The organism is Azospirillum brasilense, from assembly GCF_022023855.1.
Classification (GTDB): Bacteria; Pseudomonadota; Alphaproteobacteria; order Azospirillales; family Azospirillaceae; genus Azospirillum; species Azospirillum brasilense_F.
In genome coordinates this window covers 1,050,446-1,064,724 of the sequence record NZ_CP059449.1, presented here as the reverse complement: position 1 = coordinate 1,064,724, position 14,279 = coordinate 1,050,446, and the positions used below count along the sequence as shown (strand labels likewise).

Below are 14,279 nucleotides of genomic sequence, written 5' to 3'. Positions count from 1 at the left end.
TGCCGGGCCGTGGGAGGAGGAAGTGAAGGGGTGGGAGGACGCGAAGGGTAGCAGAGCTACCGGAAAAGCGCGCGCAGCCGGTCGGTCACGGCGTCCAGCGGCGTCCGCCAGTCCCCCGCCGCCGGCTGACGGAACAGGCGGGCCGAGGGGTACCAGGGTGAGTCGTCCCGGCCGACCAGCCAGCGCCAGTCCGCCGCATGGGACAGCAGCACCCAGACCGGATGCCCCAGCGCGCCGGCGAGATGGGCGGTGGCGTTGTCGATGGTGACGACGAGGTCGGTGGCGGCGATTTGCGCGGCCAGCCCGTCCAGGTCGTCCTTGCGGTCCAGCCCGGGCGGCAGCGTGATGGCGATGCCCTCCGCCGCCAGCGCGGCCACTTCCCCCGCGCAGTCGCCGTACTGCAGCACCACCATGTCGGCGCCCGCGGCGTGCAGAGCGCGCGCCAGATCGGCCGGCGGCACGTTGCGCAGGCGTCCCCATTTCGGATTGGTGGTGTGCCAGGCGATGCCGACCAGAGGCCGCCCACCACCCCGCCGAACCGCCGGCGCCCGCGCCGGGTCGGCGGCCAGGATGGGGCGCAGCCGGCGAAAATCCTCCTCGCCGCGCAGCAGCAGGCGCGGCAGGCTGCCCGAGGGGATCTGCGCGGCGATGTCCGGGGCGGACAGGCGCGGGACCGGCACCGGGCCGCGCGGCACCACCTCCACTCCCGGCAGAGCGCGGGCGAACAGCGGCGCCAGCCGGGCGTCGCATTCCAACAGGCAGCCCGCCAAAGCGCCTGTTGATGATTGCGTCTTATCTGTTGACGATTGCGTCAACAACGGGAGCATCGTGGCGAACATCAGCTCGTCGCCGACCCCCTGCTCCCCCCAGACGAGCAGCCGTCCGTCGCGGAGCGGCTGGCCCGTCCACAGCGGCTGTGGGAAGCGCCCGGCGGTGCGGCACCAGGGTTCGGCGGACCAGCGGTCCTCCCAGGCATCCCAGCCCTCGGCGAAGCGCCCGAGCGCCAGCAGCGCCGCGGCCCGCGCCAGCCGCGCGTCGGCCAGGGCGGGGTCGCGGGCGAGCGCCGCCTCCGCCTCGGCCAGCGCCGCCGCCGGGTCGCCGCAGAGCGTGTGGGCGTCGGCGAGATTGTTGCGGATGGCCGCCGATTCCGGCTGGAGCGCCGCCGCACGCCGCAGGGCGTCCCGCGCGCCGCCCGGATCGCCCTGCCCCTTCCGCACGTTGGCCCGGTTGTTCCACAGCGCGGCGTCGGCGGGGTCCAGCGCCAGACCGCGCTCATAGGCGCTGCGGGCCGAAGACAGCGCGCCGCGGTCCTTCCGCCACGCCCCCAGCCGGTTCCACAGCTCCGCCCGTTCCGGGTCGAGCCGCAGGGCGCGGCGCAGGTCGGCTTCCGCGGCGTCGGGCCACAGGGCCAGCGCCCCCAGCAAGCCGGCGTCGTCCGGCACCAGCAGCGCGGCGATCCGCCGCTGGGCCAGCGCCTCGTCCGTCCGTCCCAGCGCATCCAACGCCTGGGCGCGGTTGATGCGCGGATCGGCCAGCCCCGGCTGAAGGTCCACCGCCACGCGCAGGGCCTGTTCCGCCGCGGCCGGATCGTCGGCAGCCAGCCGGCGCACCGCGAAATTGTTGAGAAGCGCCACACGCTCCGGATCGAGGGCGGCAGCGCGGGCCAGCGCCGCCGCCGCCGCGCCGAAGCGGCCCAGCGCTTCCAGCAGGTTGGCGTGGTTGGCGTGCATGTCGGGCTGGCCTTCATCCCCGGCGATGGCCTGCCCGACCAGCGCGCAGCCCTCCTCCAGCCGCCCGCATTGGGCGAGGAGGAGGCCGCGCAGATGAAGGGCCGGCGGGTGGCCGGGAACGGCGTCGAGGATTTGCCCGTAGACCGAGTCGGCCTCGGCGAAGCGCCCCTCCCGCTGGAGGTCGAAGGCGATCAGCAGGGCTTCCTGCAGCGTGGCCATGGTCCCCCGTCAGTCCCCCCGTCTTCCGCCTGGGGGCACGGTGGCGAAGGCGGGGCACGGGGTCAAGCCCGCAAAAACCGCGTCCCGGAGGTGCGTCACGGCAACGCCCCGGCTGGCGCAAGCCCAGACCGCGCGCTATGTTGCGCGCCATGACCGATCCGCGCACCCCCTCCGCCCCGTCCCAGCCCGCAGCTCCCGCCCAGGCCACCGGCGTGTCCGCCGGGGCCGAAGGGAACTGGTTCGGCTACCGCCCCGTCGATCCCGACGCCAAGTCCGGCCTCGTCCGCGCCGTCTTTGACAGCGTGGCCGGGCGCTACGACCTGATGAACGACCTGATGTCGGGCGGCATCCACCGGCTGTGGAAGGACACGCTGATGGAGATGGTGGCGCCGCGCGCCGACATGACGCTGCTGGACGTGGCGGGCGGCACCGGCGACATCGCCTTCCGCTTCCTGGAGCGCGGCGGCGGGCGGGCCGTGGTCTGCGACATCACCGAGTCGATGGTCCGCGTCGGGCGCGACCGCTCCTACGACCGCAACCTGCTGACCGGCGTGAACTGGACGGTCGGCGACGCCGAAAGGCTGCCCATCGCCTCCCGTTCGGTGGACGCCTATACGATTGCGTTCGGCCTGCGCAACGTCACGCGCATCGACGCCGCGCTTTCCGAGGCGCGCCGCGTGTTGAAGCCCGGCGGAAAGTTCTTCTGCCTGGAGTTCAGCCACGTGGTCCTTCCGGTCCTGCGCGAGATCTACGACGTCTATTCCTTCCAGGTCCTGCCGCGGCTCGGCCGCATGGTGGCCGGGGACGAGGACAGCTACCGCTATCTGGCGGAGAGCATCCGCCGCTTCCCCGAGCAGCAGGCCATGGTCAAGCGCATCGAGGCCGCCGGCTTCGGCGCGGTGCGCGTGCGCAACCTGACGGGCGGCATCGCCGCCATCCATTCCGGCTGGCGGATCTGACCGGATGCTGTTCCGGACCGCCCGAAACATCGGCCGCCTCTTCGTGATCGGCCGCACGCTGGCGCGCTACAACGCGCTGCCGGAAACGCTGCCGCAGACCGCCCCCGGCTTCGCGCTGTTCTGGCGCTGGGTCGGCAACGCCAAGGAGCCGGGCCGCGTCGGCCAGCGGCTGGCCCGCGCGCTGGCCGACCTGGGGCCGACCTACATCAAGCTGGGGCAGCTGCTGTCCACCCGCTCCGACCTCGTCGGCGAGCGGATGGCGCTCGATCTGGCCGAGCTTCAGGACAAGCTGCCGCCCTTCCCGGGATCACAGGCCCGCGCCATCGTCGAAGAGGAGCTGGGCGCCCCCATCGGGACGCTGTTCCGCAGCTTCGACGAGGCGCCGGTCGCCGCCGCCTCCATCGCGCAGGTGCATTTCGCCGTCACCGCCGAGGGGCGGGAGGTCGCGGTGAAGGTTCTGCGGCCGGGCATCGAGAACGCCTTCGAGCGGGACATCGACCTGTTCTACTGGCTGGCCGAGCTGGCCGTCCTGGTCATGCCCAAGCTGAAGCGGCTGCGCCCGCGCGAGGTGGTGGACACCTTCGCCCGCACCTCCCGCCTGGAGATGGAGCTGCGGATGGAAGCCGCGGCAGCGTCGGAGCTGGGCGACAACTTCAAGGACGACCCCACCTTCAACGTCCCGGCCATCGACTGGGACCGCACGGCGCGCCGCGTCCTGACGCTGGAGCGCATCCGCGGCTTCAAGGTGGACGAGTCGGAAAGGCTCGACGCCGCCGGCTTCGACCGCGACGAGATCCTGGCGAAGGCCTCGGCCAGCTTCTTCAACCAGGTGTTCCGCGACGGCTTCTTCCACGCCGACCTGCACCCCGGCAACCTGTTCGTCACCCAGGACGGCAACATCACCGCCGTCGATTTCGGCATCATGGGCCGGCTGGACCGGGCGACGCGGACCTACCTCGCCGACATGCTGATCGGCTTCCTGACCGGCGACTACCGCCGCGTCGCGGTGGTGCATTTCGAGGCGGGCTACGTCCCCCGCCACCAGTCGATCGAGGTCTTCACCCAGGCCTGCCGCGCCATCGGCGAGCCGTTGCAGAACAAGCCGCTGAGCGAGATTTCCGTCGGCCGGCTGCTCGCCCAGCTCTTCGCGGTGACCGAGCAGTTCGAGATGGAGACCCAGCCGCAGCTCCTCCTGCTCCAGAAGAGCATGCTGACGGCGGAGGGGGTGGGCCGCATCCTGAACCCCGACATCAACATGTGGGAACTGGCGCGCCCGCTGATCGAGGACTGGATGCGCGAGAACCGCGGGCCGGAGGCCCAGATTCTCGACGATCTGGAGGCCGTGGTGTCGACGGTGCGCCGCCTGCCCCGGCTGGTGAACCAGGCCGAACGCGCCGCCGCCGAACTGGCCGACGGCGGCCTGCGCCTGCACCCCCATTCGATCAAGCACATGCTCGACCGCTGGGTGGAACGCCGGATCAGCGAACGTATCGCCCTGTGGATCATCGTCGTCCTGCTGACGGTGATCGCGGTCCGGGTGCTGTAGGGTCCTTTTCGGCGGCGCGCGAAAGGGGTGCGGCGGCGTGCCCCTCCCCCTTGGGCGTGGTTGACCCCGCCACCGCCCAGCCGGACACTGGAACCGTCGCAACCGTTCGCGGAGGGGAGCCATGGCCCGCGACGAATTCCAGGCGCTTCTGACCTACATCCGAACCGACCAGCTTCACCCGCACCGGGTCCGCTCCGGTCCGTTGGAGTCCCCGCCCCCCGTCGTCACCATCGCCCGCGAGCACGGGACCGGCGGCGAGGAGATCGCGGCGAAGCTCGCCGAGTCGCTGGGGGTGCCCTGCTTCGACAAGGAAATTCTCGACGCCGTGGTGGCGACGGCCACCTCCGATCCCGCGCTGATGCGCCAGCTCGACGAGAAGCTGCCGGGGCGGGCGGGAATGTTCCTCTACGCCAGCCTGATGGGGCTGCACGACCCGCTGACCGAGTACCAGCGGCTGCTGACCCGCGTGGTCAACGGCATCGCCTTCCGCGGCGGGGTGATCGTCGGGCGCGGGGCGCATCTGCTGCTGCGCGGGGCGCCGCGCTTCCGCGTCCGCATCGTCGGATCGGACGAGGTCTGCGCCGCGCGGCTGGCCGGCGGCGATCCCGCCAAGGTCGCCGACGCGCTGCACGAGGTGCAGCGGGTCAACGCCGCCCGCGCCAAGTATTTCAAGGAGTTCTTCAAGATCTCCAACGGCGATCCGCTGCAGTACGACCTGATCGTCAACACCGACCGCTTCACCGATCTGGACGCCGTGGTCGATGTGATCCTGCACGCCTACCGGGTCCATGGCGGGCATGGGGAGGCTCAGCCGCCCTCCGCGATCCACCAGGATTCGACCAGCGGGCCGTAGAGGGGCGTCGCCTCCGGGTGCTTCAACCGCGACCAGCGGGCCATGCGGTCGGCCGGGCTGTGGAACAGCGGCACCATGTAGTGGCCCCACTGCAGCACCCGGTCGAGCGCGCGGACGCGGGCCACGAGGTCGGCGCGCGTCCGCGCCTCGGCAATGGAGGCGGCGACAGCGTCCACCACCGGGTCGCGGATGCCGGGATAGTTGCGGCTGCCCGGCTGGTCCGCCGCCTCGGAGCCGTAATAATAAAGCTGCTCGTTGCCCGGCGAGAGGCTGGAGATCCACCAGCGCAGGGTCATGTCGAAATCGAAATGATCAAGCCGCCCCTGATACTGCGCGTTGTCCACCGTGCGCACCGTGGCGGCGATGCCGAGCCGCTCCAACGAGCGGGCGTATTCCAGCGCCACCCGCTCGTCCGCCGGGTTGCCCAGCAGGATTTCGAAGGCGAAGGGACGTCCCGCCCCGTTGGTCAGCCGCCCACCGCTCACCCGCCAGCCGGCCTCGGCCAGCAGGCGCAGCGCCTCGCGCAGGTTGCCCCGCGCCCCCGCCGGGCCGCTGCCGTCGGTGTGCGGCAGGGTGAAGGGCTCGGTGAACAGCGCCGGCGGCAGACGGTCGCGGAAGGGCTCCAGCACCGCCCGCTCCTCCGGCCCCGGCAGGCCCTCCGCCGCCAGTTCGGAGTTCGGGTAATAGCTCGTGGTGCGGACCAGCGCGCCGTGGAACAGCGTCTTGCCGATCCAGGCGAAATCGGTGGCGAGACCCAGCGCCCGCCGCACCCGGATGTCCTGGAACGGGGGACGGCGGGTGTTGAAGATCAGGCCGCGGGCGAACTCCGGACGGCGGTGCGGCAATTCCTCCAGCACGATCCGCCCCGCGCGGAGCGCCGGGCCGTCGTAGCCGGTGGCCCATTTGGCGGGGTCGGATTCGCGCCGCACGTCGCCCTGCCCGGCCAGGAAGGCCTCCAGAGCGACCGAGTCGTCGCGGAAATAGGTGAAATCCAGCGCATCGAAATTGAACAGCCCGCGCCGCGACGGCAGGTCCCGCCCCCAGTAATCGGCCACCCGCTCGTAGACGACGTGCCGTCCGGCCTCCGCCTGTTTGACCCGGTAGGGGCCGCTGCCCAGCGGCGGGTCGAGCGTCGTGGCGGCGAAGTCCCGCCCCGCCCACCACGCCTTGGCGTGGATCGGCATCAGCCCCATCAGCAGCGGCATCTCTCGGTCGAAACGCCCGTCCGGGCCGGGGGCGAAGACGAAGCGGACGGTGCGGTCGTCCGGCGCCTCGGCGCTCGCCACCTTGGCGTAATATTGGCGGCGGTTCGGCGTGCCGTGGGCGCGCTGGACCTCCAGCGAGAACAGCACGTCGGCGGCGGTCACCGGCGTCCCGTCGTGCCAGCGCGCTGCGGGGTTCAGGTGGAAGACGGCGGCGCCGCGGTCCTCCGGCACCTCCAGGCTCTCGGCCAGCAGGCCGTAGAGCGAGAAGGGCTCGTCCCACGAACGCGCCATCATCGTTTCGAAAACGAAACTAAGCCCCAGAGCCGGCACGCCCTTTACCACATGGGGGTTCAGCGTGTCGAAGCCGCCGGTCACCGCTTGGCGCAGCGTGCCGCCCTTCGGCGCGTCGGGGTCGACGTAGGCGAAATGCGCGAAATCCGGCGGATAGGCGGGGTCGCCATGCATGGCGATGGCGTGGACAGCCTTCGCGGGGGGATCGGCCCGTGCCGCAAGGGGAAAAAAGGCGAGACAGAGCAGCGCAAAGAGGATGCAGGGCATGGCGAAGGCTCGTCCCTTTGCCGCACCTGCGCAAGTGGCTTTGACTTATGCCCGCATCTGCCTAAACTCCGCGCGCGCGGCGCCGGGAGCTTTGGCCCGCGTCCACAACCAAGCGCAACCCGCTTTTGCAGTCGAAGGATGGTTTTCCATGGATCTCAGCAAGGTTCCGGTCGGCAAGAACGCCCCGTGGGACGTGAACGTGGTCATCGAGATCCCGTTGCGCGGCGAGCCGGTGAAGTACGAGATCGACAAGGAGTCGGGCGCGATGTTCGTCGACCGCTTCCTGCACACCGCCATGTACTACCCCTGCAACTACGGCTTCATCCCGCACACCCTGTCGGGTGACGGCGACCCGGTGGACGTCTGCGTGGTCGGCCGCCATTCGGTCATCCCGGGCGCCGTCCTGCGCTCGCGCCCGATCGGCGTGCTGTTTATGGAGGACGAGGGCGGCGAGGACGAGAAGCTGCTGGCCGTTCCGGTCGACAAGCTGCACCCGTTCTACAGCAACGTGAAGTCCTACAAGGACCTGCCGGAGATCACCACCGAGCAGATCGCCCACTTCTTCCAGCACTACAAGGATCTGGAAAAGGGCAAGTGGGTGAAGATCCTGCGCTGGGGCGACGAGCAGGAAGCCGCCAAGAAGATCCAGGAAGGCATGGAGCGCGCCGCCGCCGCCACCAAGGGCCAGCTCGGCCCGGTGGTCTGACGCGCCTCTCGACTGGACGGGTTGCAAGGACCGGCTCCGCACCGCGGGGCCGGTCCTGCAACGCGGGCCGGGGGCAGGACTTTTGCGGACAACAGTGTCTACACGGATTTCTCGGATTTTGGCACGGATGACACGGATTTTTATCTGTCCATGCTTTATGATGTTTTGGATTAATGTTAATTTAGGCTAAAAACAAGATGGAATAGTGATCTTAGACATCACACGCAAATCTCTTTCTGTTATTTCTTTATTGATTTTCGTTATTATGCCGTTTTCTCTAATATGATCCAATCTCTGAATGCACAAATTTTGAAAACCATTATTCCCCAACGAACTTCTTATCCTGATCAATTCATCATTTAAATCTCCTTTCTGAGGCTTGATTTTATCTAATGAGATTCCAAAATTCTCCTGTATGAAATTATCAAACGTGCCGATGTTACGCTTTATATTTTCCTGGACGTCTTTTTCCTCCTCCAACTGGCAGGCATCAAAAAACGCATCAAAAGATACAGCTACCGTTCGTGCGCAAAGTATATGTCCCAGATGCGCTTCTCTGTTGGACGCGTCGTCATCAGCGGACGCTCCGTTCGCATAAAGAGCCACCAAAAGCGCAGCCAAAACCCGCAGCATTGTCCTGCTCACTCCAATGGCATCTGAGGACAATACCCAACCCCGCTTGGGGTTAAAAAACCCTCACGAATTGGCTCCTCCACCCAACCTGCCCCACGACGCAAAGAAGGTTGGGTGGAGGGGCCGACCCAACAGCTTTCGGGGAACATTGGATTCATCCGGGAAATCCGTGCTGAAATCTGGGAAATCCGTGAAAACCCTGTTGCCCGACGAGAATCCCTCACCCGGTCAGGGCAGCGACTTCTCCACCGAGGTCACCGCCTCCTTCAGGATTTCCGCGCTGCGCTTCAGCGCCGCCGCCTCCTCCTCCGACAGGTCGGGCATCACCGTCTCCAGGACGCCGCCCGCCCCGATCACCCGCGGCAGCGACAGCGCCACGTCCGGCACCCCCAGCACCTCGTCGTTGAGGATGGAGCAGGTCAGCACCGCCCGCTCGTCCCCGGCGATGGCCGCCACGATGCGCGACAGGCCGCCGCCGATGCCGAAGGCGGTGTGGCCCTTGCCGTCGATGATGTGATAGGCGGCCCGGCGTACGCCATCGTCGATGGCGGCGCGATCCTCCGCCGTCAGGGGACGCTTCAGCCGCTCGGCGCCGCGGTCCACCGGCAGGCAGGCCACGGTGGCGCCGGACCACAGCAGGACTTCCGAATCGCCATGCTCACCCACCACATGGGCGTGCACCGACTTCGGCGTCACCCCCAGCCGATCGGCCAGCAGCGCGCGGAACCGCGCGGTGTCGAGGATCGTGCCGGAGCCGATCACCCGCGACGGCGGCAGGCCGGAGATGCGGGTGGCGATCTGCGTCATCACGTCCAGCGGGTTGGTCGCCACCAGTAGGATGGCGTCGGGCGCCGCCGCCAGAACCGCCGGAATGATGGCGCCGAAGACCGCCGCGTTGCGCTCCAGCAGCTGCAGGCGCGTCTCGCCAGGCCGCTGCGCCACGCCCGCGGCCAGCACCACCACGCCGGCCCCGGCCAGCGCCGCATAGCCGCCGTGGCGCACCTGGGCAGCGCGGGCGAAGGGCACGGCGTGGGCGATGTCCTGCGCCTGGGCCGCAGCCAGTTTCTCGTTCATGTCGACCAGCACGACCTCGCTGGCCGCACCGCTCATCACCATGGCGAATCCCGCCGTGGCGCCCACCGCGCCGGCCCCGACGATCCCGACCTTCATGGCACCCGCTCCCTGTTTTTTCCGTTGAGGGTCAACAGGGTGGAGCATCGCGCCCGCCCGCTCAAGCCCCGATGCGGGGCGGGGATATCCGCTTCGGAGGGGGGCGCGACAAAGGGCGCCTGTACAAAGGTATGACCAATGTGTATGTTGCACCGCAACATGAGCGGCGATCGGTCGCGTTCCCGTCCTGCGATTGCCTCCTTACCGCTGATTGCAACTCGACGGCCCCGGTCCGATCTTTAGCGGAATGGCGGCTGTTCGAGCCTTGCTGTGTGAGACGAACCCCCGGAACCCGGCCATGACCGTTCGCAACCTCGACCGCCTGTTCAAGCCCGCGTCCATCGCTTTGATCGGGGCGACCCGAAAGCCGAACACCATCGGCGCCGTGGTGGCCCGCAACCTGTTCAACGCCGGGTTCGACGGCCCGATCATGCCGGTGACCGGCGAGCGCGCGGTTGAGGGGGTGCTGACCTACAAGTCGGTGGACGATCTGCCGGTCACGCCGGACCTGGCGGTGATCTGCACCCCCGCCGCCACGGTGCCGGCCACCGTCGACGCGCTGGGCAAGCGCGGAACCAAGGCGGCCATCGTCATCTCCAGCGGCTTTTCCAAGGAGCAGACCCAGACCCTGCGCGAGGCGGCGAAGCCCCACCTGATGCGCGTCCTGGGTCCCAACAGCCTGGGCATCATGGTGCCGGGCCGCGGGCTCAACGCCAGCTTCGGCCACGTTACCCCGAAGAAGGGCGACGTGGCGCTGGTGGCGCAGTCGTCCATGGTGGTGACCTCGATCGCCGACTGGGCGACGGCGCGGGGGATCGGCTTCTCGCATCTGATCTCGATGGGCGACAAGGCGGACGTCGATTTCGGCGACCTTCTGGACTATCTGGCCGGCGACGCCAACGTGCGCGCCATCCTGCTCTACATCGAGAGCATCAGCGACGCGCGGAAGTTCATGTCGGCGGCGCGCTCCGCCGCCCGCCAGAAGCCGGTGATCGTCATCAAGTCCGGCCGCACCGACGAGGCGCTGGAGGCTTCCACCTCCCACACCGGAGCGCTGGCGGTCTCCGACGCCGTCTATGACGCCGCCTTCCGCCGCGCCGGCATCCTGCGCGTCAGCGGCCTGGACGAGCTGTTCGACGCGGTGGGCACGCTGGGCACCGGGTCGCCGATCACCGGCGACCGGCTGGCCATCCTGACCAACGGCGGCGGCATGGGCGTCATGGCGACCGACAGCCTGATCCTGTCCGGCGGGCGGCTGGCCCAGTTCGCGCCGGAGACGATAGACGCGCTGGAGAAGGCGCTGGGCGCCGGCAGCGCCCGCAACCCGCTGCGCATCGGCGGCGACGCCCCGCCCAAGCGCTACGCCGACGCGCTGAACGCTTTGATGGCCGATCCCAACAACGACGCCGTTCTGGTGCTGAACTGCCCGACCGCGGTGACCGACGGGCTGGCCGCTGCGCAGGCCGTGGTCGACACCATGATCGCCAACAAGACGCGCAAGCACCCGGTGCTGACGAGCTGGCTGGGCGACAACACCGCGGCGGAGGCGCGCAAGCTGTTCGCCGCCAACCGCGTCCCCACCTACGACACGCCCAGCCACGCGGTGCGCGCCTTCCTGCATCTGGTGGAATACCGCCGGAACCAGGAGCTGCTGATGGAGACGCCGCCGTCGGTGCCGGAGGACTTCCAGCCCGACGGCATCACGGTGCGCAAGATCATCTCCCGCGCCATCGCCGAGAAGCGCGACTGGCTGAGCGAGTATGAGGCCAAGCGCGTGCTCGCCGCCTACGGCGTCCCGGTGGTGGACACCCGCCGCGCCGACACGCCGGAGGAGGCCGCCCACTGCGCCGAGATGATTGGCGGGCCGCTGGCGCTGAAAATCCTGTCGCCGGACATCACCCATAAGTCGGACGTCGGCGGCGTCGCGTTGCACCTGACCGAGCCGGCGGAGGTCAAGGCCGAGGCCGAGGCCATGCTGGCCCGCGTGCGCGAGGCCGTGCCCGACGCCCGCATCGAGGGCTTCACCGTCCAGGAGATGGCGGTGCGCGCCGACGCCTACGAGCTGATCGTCGGCATGACCGAGAACGAGCTGTTCGGCCCTGTCCTGCTGTTCGGCGAGGGCGGCATCGGGGTGGAGGTGGTGGAGGACTACGCGCTGGCATTGCCGCCGCTGAACATGAAGCTGGCGACGGAGCTGATGGGCCGCACCCGCATCTGGCGGCAGCTGCAGGGCTACCGTTCGCGCGCCGCGGTCGATCTGGAAGCGGTGGCGTTGACGCTGAACAAGATCTCGCAGCTCATCGTCGATTTCCCGGAGGTCGCCGAGCTGGACGTCAACCCGCTGCTCGCCGACTCGGAAGGCGTGCTGGCGCTGGACGCCCGCATCAAGGTCGGCGTGCCGGCCCTGCCCGGCGCGAAGCGTCTGGCCATCCGCCCCTATCCCAAGGGGCTGGAGGACCGCATCACCATCAAGGACGGCCGCCAGTTCGTCGTCCGCCCCATCCTGCCGGAAGACGAGCCGCTGGTGCACCACATGGTGGCCAACCAGACGCAGGAGGATCTGCGGCTGCGCTTCTTCGCGCCGCTGAAGCGGCTGTCGCACCAGGCCGCCGCCCGCCTGACCCAGATGGACTATGACCGCGAGATGGGTCTGGTCGCCGTCGGGCCGGACCCGGAGACCGGCGACACCATCATGTACGGCGTGGTGCGCATCACCGCCGACCCCGACAATCTGCGCGCCGAATACGCCGTGATGGTGCGGTCGGACATGAAAGGCCAGGGGCTGGGCTACCAGCTCATGAACAAGATCCTGGATTACGCCCGCTCCCGCGGGATCAAGGAGGTCTACGGCGAGGTCCTGCGCGAGAACACCAGCATGCTCGGCATGTGCCGCGCGCTCGGCTTCATCCGCAAGGAGAACCTGGACGAGCCCGGCGTGGTCGAGGTCCGCATCGAGCTGGGCGGCGGGCTGGCCGCGGAATAACCGCAGCGGCCCCTTGGGTGGCGCCCACTTGGAAGCGACGAGGGAGAGGGCCATACTCATGGGCATGAGCGATCCGGCACCCCGCCCGATGACCGTGGAGGAGTTCCTCGTCTGGGACGACGGGACCGACACGCGCTATGAGCTGGACGGCGGCCAGCCTGTCGCCATGGCGCCGCCCGCCGCGACCCATGGCGCCTTGGCATCGGCGGTCATGATTCAGCTTGGAACGCGGCTCCGTCCTCCGTGCCGGACCATTTCCGAAGCGGGCATTCGGCTTTCCGACCACGAGGACACCTATTTCCAGGCGGACATCGCGGTGACTTGCCAGCCCTTGAAGCCCGGCATGGTTCCGGTGCCGGACCCGACGATCATCGTCGAGATCCTGTCGCCCTCCACCGCGCAGTTCGACCGTGGGCGAAAGCTGGCGATCTACCGGGAAATCCCGTCGGTGCAGGAAATCCTGCTGCTCGACTCGACGAAGCGCTATGCCGAACTGTGGCACCGCGAGGACGAACAGAGCTGGGTCGTCCGCGACGTCATCGGGAGCGGGACGCTACGCTTCCCCTCGGTCGGGATCGAGATCCCCATGGCCAGCCTGTATGAGGGCGTCCTCTAGACGCCCTCTCCCACCGCCTTACAGCAGCGTTTCCAGGACGCGGTCGGGCGGGGCGTGGCCGTCCGCGAAGGTCTTGATGTTGATGATGACCTTCTCGCCCATGTCGATGCGGCCCTCAATGGTGGCGGAGCCCATGTGCGGCAGCAGGACCACGTTGTCGAGCCGCAGCAGCTTTGGGTTCACCGCCGGCTCATGCTCGAACACGTCCAGGCCGGCCCCGGCGATCTCGCCCTTCGACAGCATCCGGGTCAGCGCCGTCTCGTCGATCACCTCACCGCGCGAGGTGTTGACGATGAAGCAGTGCGGGCGCAGCAACTTCAGCCGGCGCTCCGACAGCAGGTGGTAGGTCGCCGGGGTGTGCGGGCAGTTGATGGACACCACGTCCATGCGCGCCAGCATCTGGTCCAAGCTGTCCCAATAGGTCGCCTCAAGCTCCTGCTCGACGTCCGGATAGACGCGGCGGCGGTTGTGATAGTGGATCGACATGCCGAAGGCCCGCGCCCGGCGCGCCAGCGCCTGCCCGATGCGGCCCATGCCGAGGATGCCCAGCCGCTTGCCCTGGATGCGGTGGCCGAGCATCGTCGTCGGCCCCCAACCCTTCCATTGGCCGGAGCGGACCAGCCGCTCGCCCTCCGCCAGCCGGCGGCCAACCGCCAGCAGCAGGGCCATGGTCATGTCCGCCGTATCCTCGGTCAGGACGCCCGGCGTGTTGGTGACGCTGATGCCGCGCTCCCGCGCCGCCTTCAGGTCGATGTGGTCCACGCCTGTCCCGAAGGAGGCAATGAGGCGGAGCTGCGGCCCGGCCTTCTCGATCACCTCGCGGTCGATCCGGTCGGTGACGGTGGGAACCAGCACGTCGGCCGTCTGCGCCACGTCGATGAGCTGCGCGTGGGTCAAGGGTTCGTCGTCGGAATTCAGCCGTGCGTCGAACAGCTCCATCATCCGCGTCTCGATGACGTCGGGCAATTTGCGGGTGACGACGACGAGCGGCTTCTTCTTTTCGGTCATTGGACGGTGCCTCCCCCATTCCGGGCCGACGCTTGTCCTATCAAGCGGTTGGGAAGCTGTCCAGATGGCAGTGACGATTCGGCGCGGCGGCCA

11 protein-coding genes are annotated in these 14,279 nt (G+C 68.8%); 6 read left to right on the top strand and 5 right to left on the bottom strand.

The window, feature by feature from the left end:
* Positions 1–56: 56 nt before the first annotated feature.
* The gene (locus H1Q64_RS05070) at positions 57–1,949 is read right to left on the bottom strand and encodes a tetratricopeptide repeat protein (RefSeq protein ID WP_237904638.1); all 1,893 of its coding nucleotides are present in this window, start codon (positions 1,947–1,949) and stop codon (positions 57–59) included.
* Between the two features lie 149 nt (positions 1,950–2,098).
* Between H1Q64_RS05070 and H1Q64_RS05065 the strand changes: the two genes are divergently transcribed.
* The 3 genes from H1Q64_RS05065 (at position 2,099) to H1Q64_RS05055 (ending at position 5,307) form a co-directional block, all read left to right on the top strand.
* On the top strand, positions 2,099–2,908 hold the full coding sequence (locus H1Q64_RS05065; RefSeq protein WP_079285102.1) for a class I SAM-dependent methyltransferase: 810 nt from the start codon (positions 2,099–2,101) through the stop codon (positions 2,906–2,908).
* Positions 2,909–2,912: 4 nt separating this feature from the next.
* Complete coding sequence (gene ubiB, locus H1Q64_RS05060) at positions 2,913–4,454, top strand: 2-polyprenylphenol 6-hydroxylase (protein ID WP_237904637.1); 1,542 nt, start codon at positions 2,913–2,915, stop codon at positions 4,452–4,454.
* A gap of 121 nt (positions 4,455–4,575) precedes the next feature.
* Positions 4,576–5,307: an AAA family ATPase gene (locus tag H1Q64_RS05055; protein WP_237904636.1), complete on the top strand. Its 732-nt coding sequence runs from the start codon at positions 4,576–4,578 to the stop codon at positions 5,305–5,307.
* Here the strand turns inward: H1Q64_RS05055 and H1Q64_RS05050 are convergent.
* Positions 5,262–7,070: an extracellular solute-binding protein gene (locus tag H1Q64_RS05050; RefSeq protein ID WP_237904635.1), complete on the bottom strand. Its 1,809-nt coding sequence runs from the start codon at positions 7,068–7,070 to the stop codon at positions 5,262–5,264. The two genes, H1Q64_RS05055 and H1Q64_RS05050, sit on opposite strands and share 46 nt — an antisense overlap.
* Before the next feature lie 148 nt (positions 7,071–7,218).
* On the opposite strand from H1Q64_RS05050, the gene ppa reads away from it, so the two are divergent.
* Positions 7,219–7,776: an inorganic diphosphatase gene (ppa, locus tag H1Q64_RS05045; RefSeq protein WP_014238824.1), complete on the top strand. Its 558-nt coding sequence runs from the start codon at positions 7,219–7,221 to the stop codon at positions 7,774–7,776.
* 186 nt (positions 7,777–7,962) lie between these two features.
* Here ppa and H1Q64_RS05040 read toward each other — a convergent pair whose 3' ends face one another.
* The gene (locus tag H1Q64_RS05040) at positions 7,963–8,409 is read right to left on the bottom strand and encodes a hypothetical protein (RefSeq protein ID WP_237904634.1); all 447 of its coding nucleotides are present in this window, start codon (positions 8,407–8,409) and stop codon (positions 7,963–7,965) included.
* A gap of 228 nt (positions 8,410–8,637) precedes the next feature.
* The gene (locus H1Q64_RS05035; protein ID WP_237904633.1) at positions 8,638–9,579 is read right to left on the bottom strand and encodes an L-lactate dehydrogenase; all 942 of its coding nucleotides are present in this window, start codon (positions 9,577–9,579) and stop codon (positions 8,638–8,640) included.
* A 298-nt stretch (positions 9,580–9,877) separates the two neighbouring features.
* Between H1Q64_RS05035 and H1Q64_RS05030 the strand changes: the two genes are divergently transcribed.
* Positions 9,878–12,562 (top strand): bifunctional acetate--CoA ligase family protein/GNAT family N-acetyltransferase, encoded by a 2,685-nt coding sequence (locus tag H1Q64_RS05030; protein WP_237904632.1) that lies wholly within the window; start codon positions 9,878–9,880, stop codon positions 12,560–12,562.
* Between the two features lie 58 nt (positions 12,563–12,620).
* Complete coding sequence (locus tag H1Q64_RS05025; RefSeq protein ID WP_237904631.1) at positions 12,621–13,178, top strand: Uma2 family endonuclease; 558 nt, start codon at positions 12,621–12,623, stop codon at positions 13,176–13,178.
* Between the two features lie 18 nt (positions 13,179–13,196).
* Here the strand turns inward: H1Q64_RS05025 and H1Q64_RS05020 are convergent, their stop codons facing one another.
* The gene (locus tag H1Q64_RS05020) at positions 13,197–14,186 is read right to left on the bottom strand and encodes a 2-hydroxyacid dehydrogenase (RefSeq protein WP_237904630.1); all 990 of its coding nucleotides are present in this window, start codon (positions 14,184–14,186) and stop codon (positions 13,197–13,199) included.
* Positions 14,187–14,279 lie beyond the last annotated feature (93 nt).

Coding starts and splice junctions, on each gene's coding strand:
- H1Q64_RS05070 (WP_237904638.1), bottom strand. CDS start 1,949: ATGGCCACGCTGCAGGAAGCCCTGCTGATCGCCTTCGACCTCCAGCGG.
- H1Q64_RS05065 (WP_079285102.1), top strand. CDS start 2,099: ATGACCGATCCGCGCACCCCCTCCGCCCCGTCCCAGCCCGCAGCTCCC.
- ubiB (WP_237904637.1), top strand. CDS start 2,913: ATGCTGTTCCGGACCGCCCGAAACATCGGCCGCCTCTTCGTGATCGGC.
- H1Q64_RS05055 (WP_237904636.1), top strand. CDS start 4,576: ATGGCCCGCGACGAATTCCAGGCGCTTCTGACCTACATCCGAACCGAC.
- H1Q64_RS05050 (WP_237904635.1), bottom strand. CDS start 7,070: ATGCCCTGCATCCTCTTTGCGCTGCTCTGTCTCGCCTTTTTTCCCCTT.
- ppa (WP_014238824.1), top strand. CDS start 7,219: ATGGATCTCAGCAAGGTTCCGGTCGGCAAGAACGCCCCGTGGGACGTG.
- H1Q64_RS05040 (WP_237904634.1), bottom strand. CDS start 8,409: ATGCTGCGGGTTTTGGCTGCGCTTTTGGTGGCTCTTTATGCGAACGGA.
- H1Q64_RS05035 (WP_237904633.1), bottom strand. CDS start 9,579: ATGAAGGTCGGGATCGTCGGGGCCGGCGCGGTGGGCGCCACGGCGGGA.
- H1Q64_RS05030 (WP_237904632.1), top strand. CDS start 9,878: ATGACCGTTCGCAACCTCGACCGCCTGTTCAAGCCCGCGTCCATCGCT.
- H1Q64_RS05025 (WP_237904631.1), top strand. CDS start 12,621: ATGGGCATGAGCGATCCGGCACCCCGCCCGATGACCGTGGAGGAGTTC.
- H1Q64_RS05020 (WP_237904630.1), bottom strand. CDS start 14,186: ATGACCGAAAAGAAGAAGCCGCTCGTCGTCGTCACCCGCAAATTGCCC.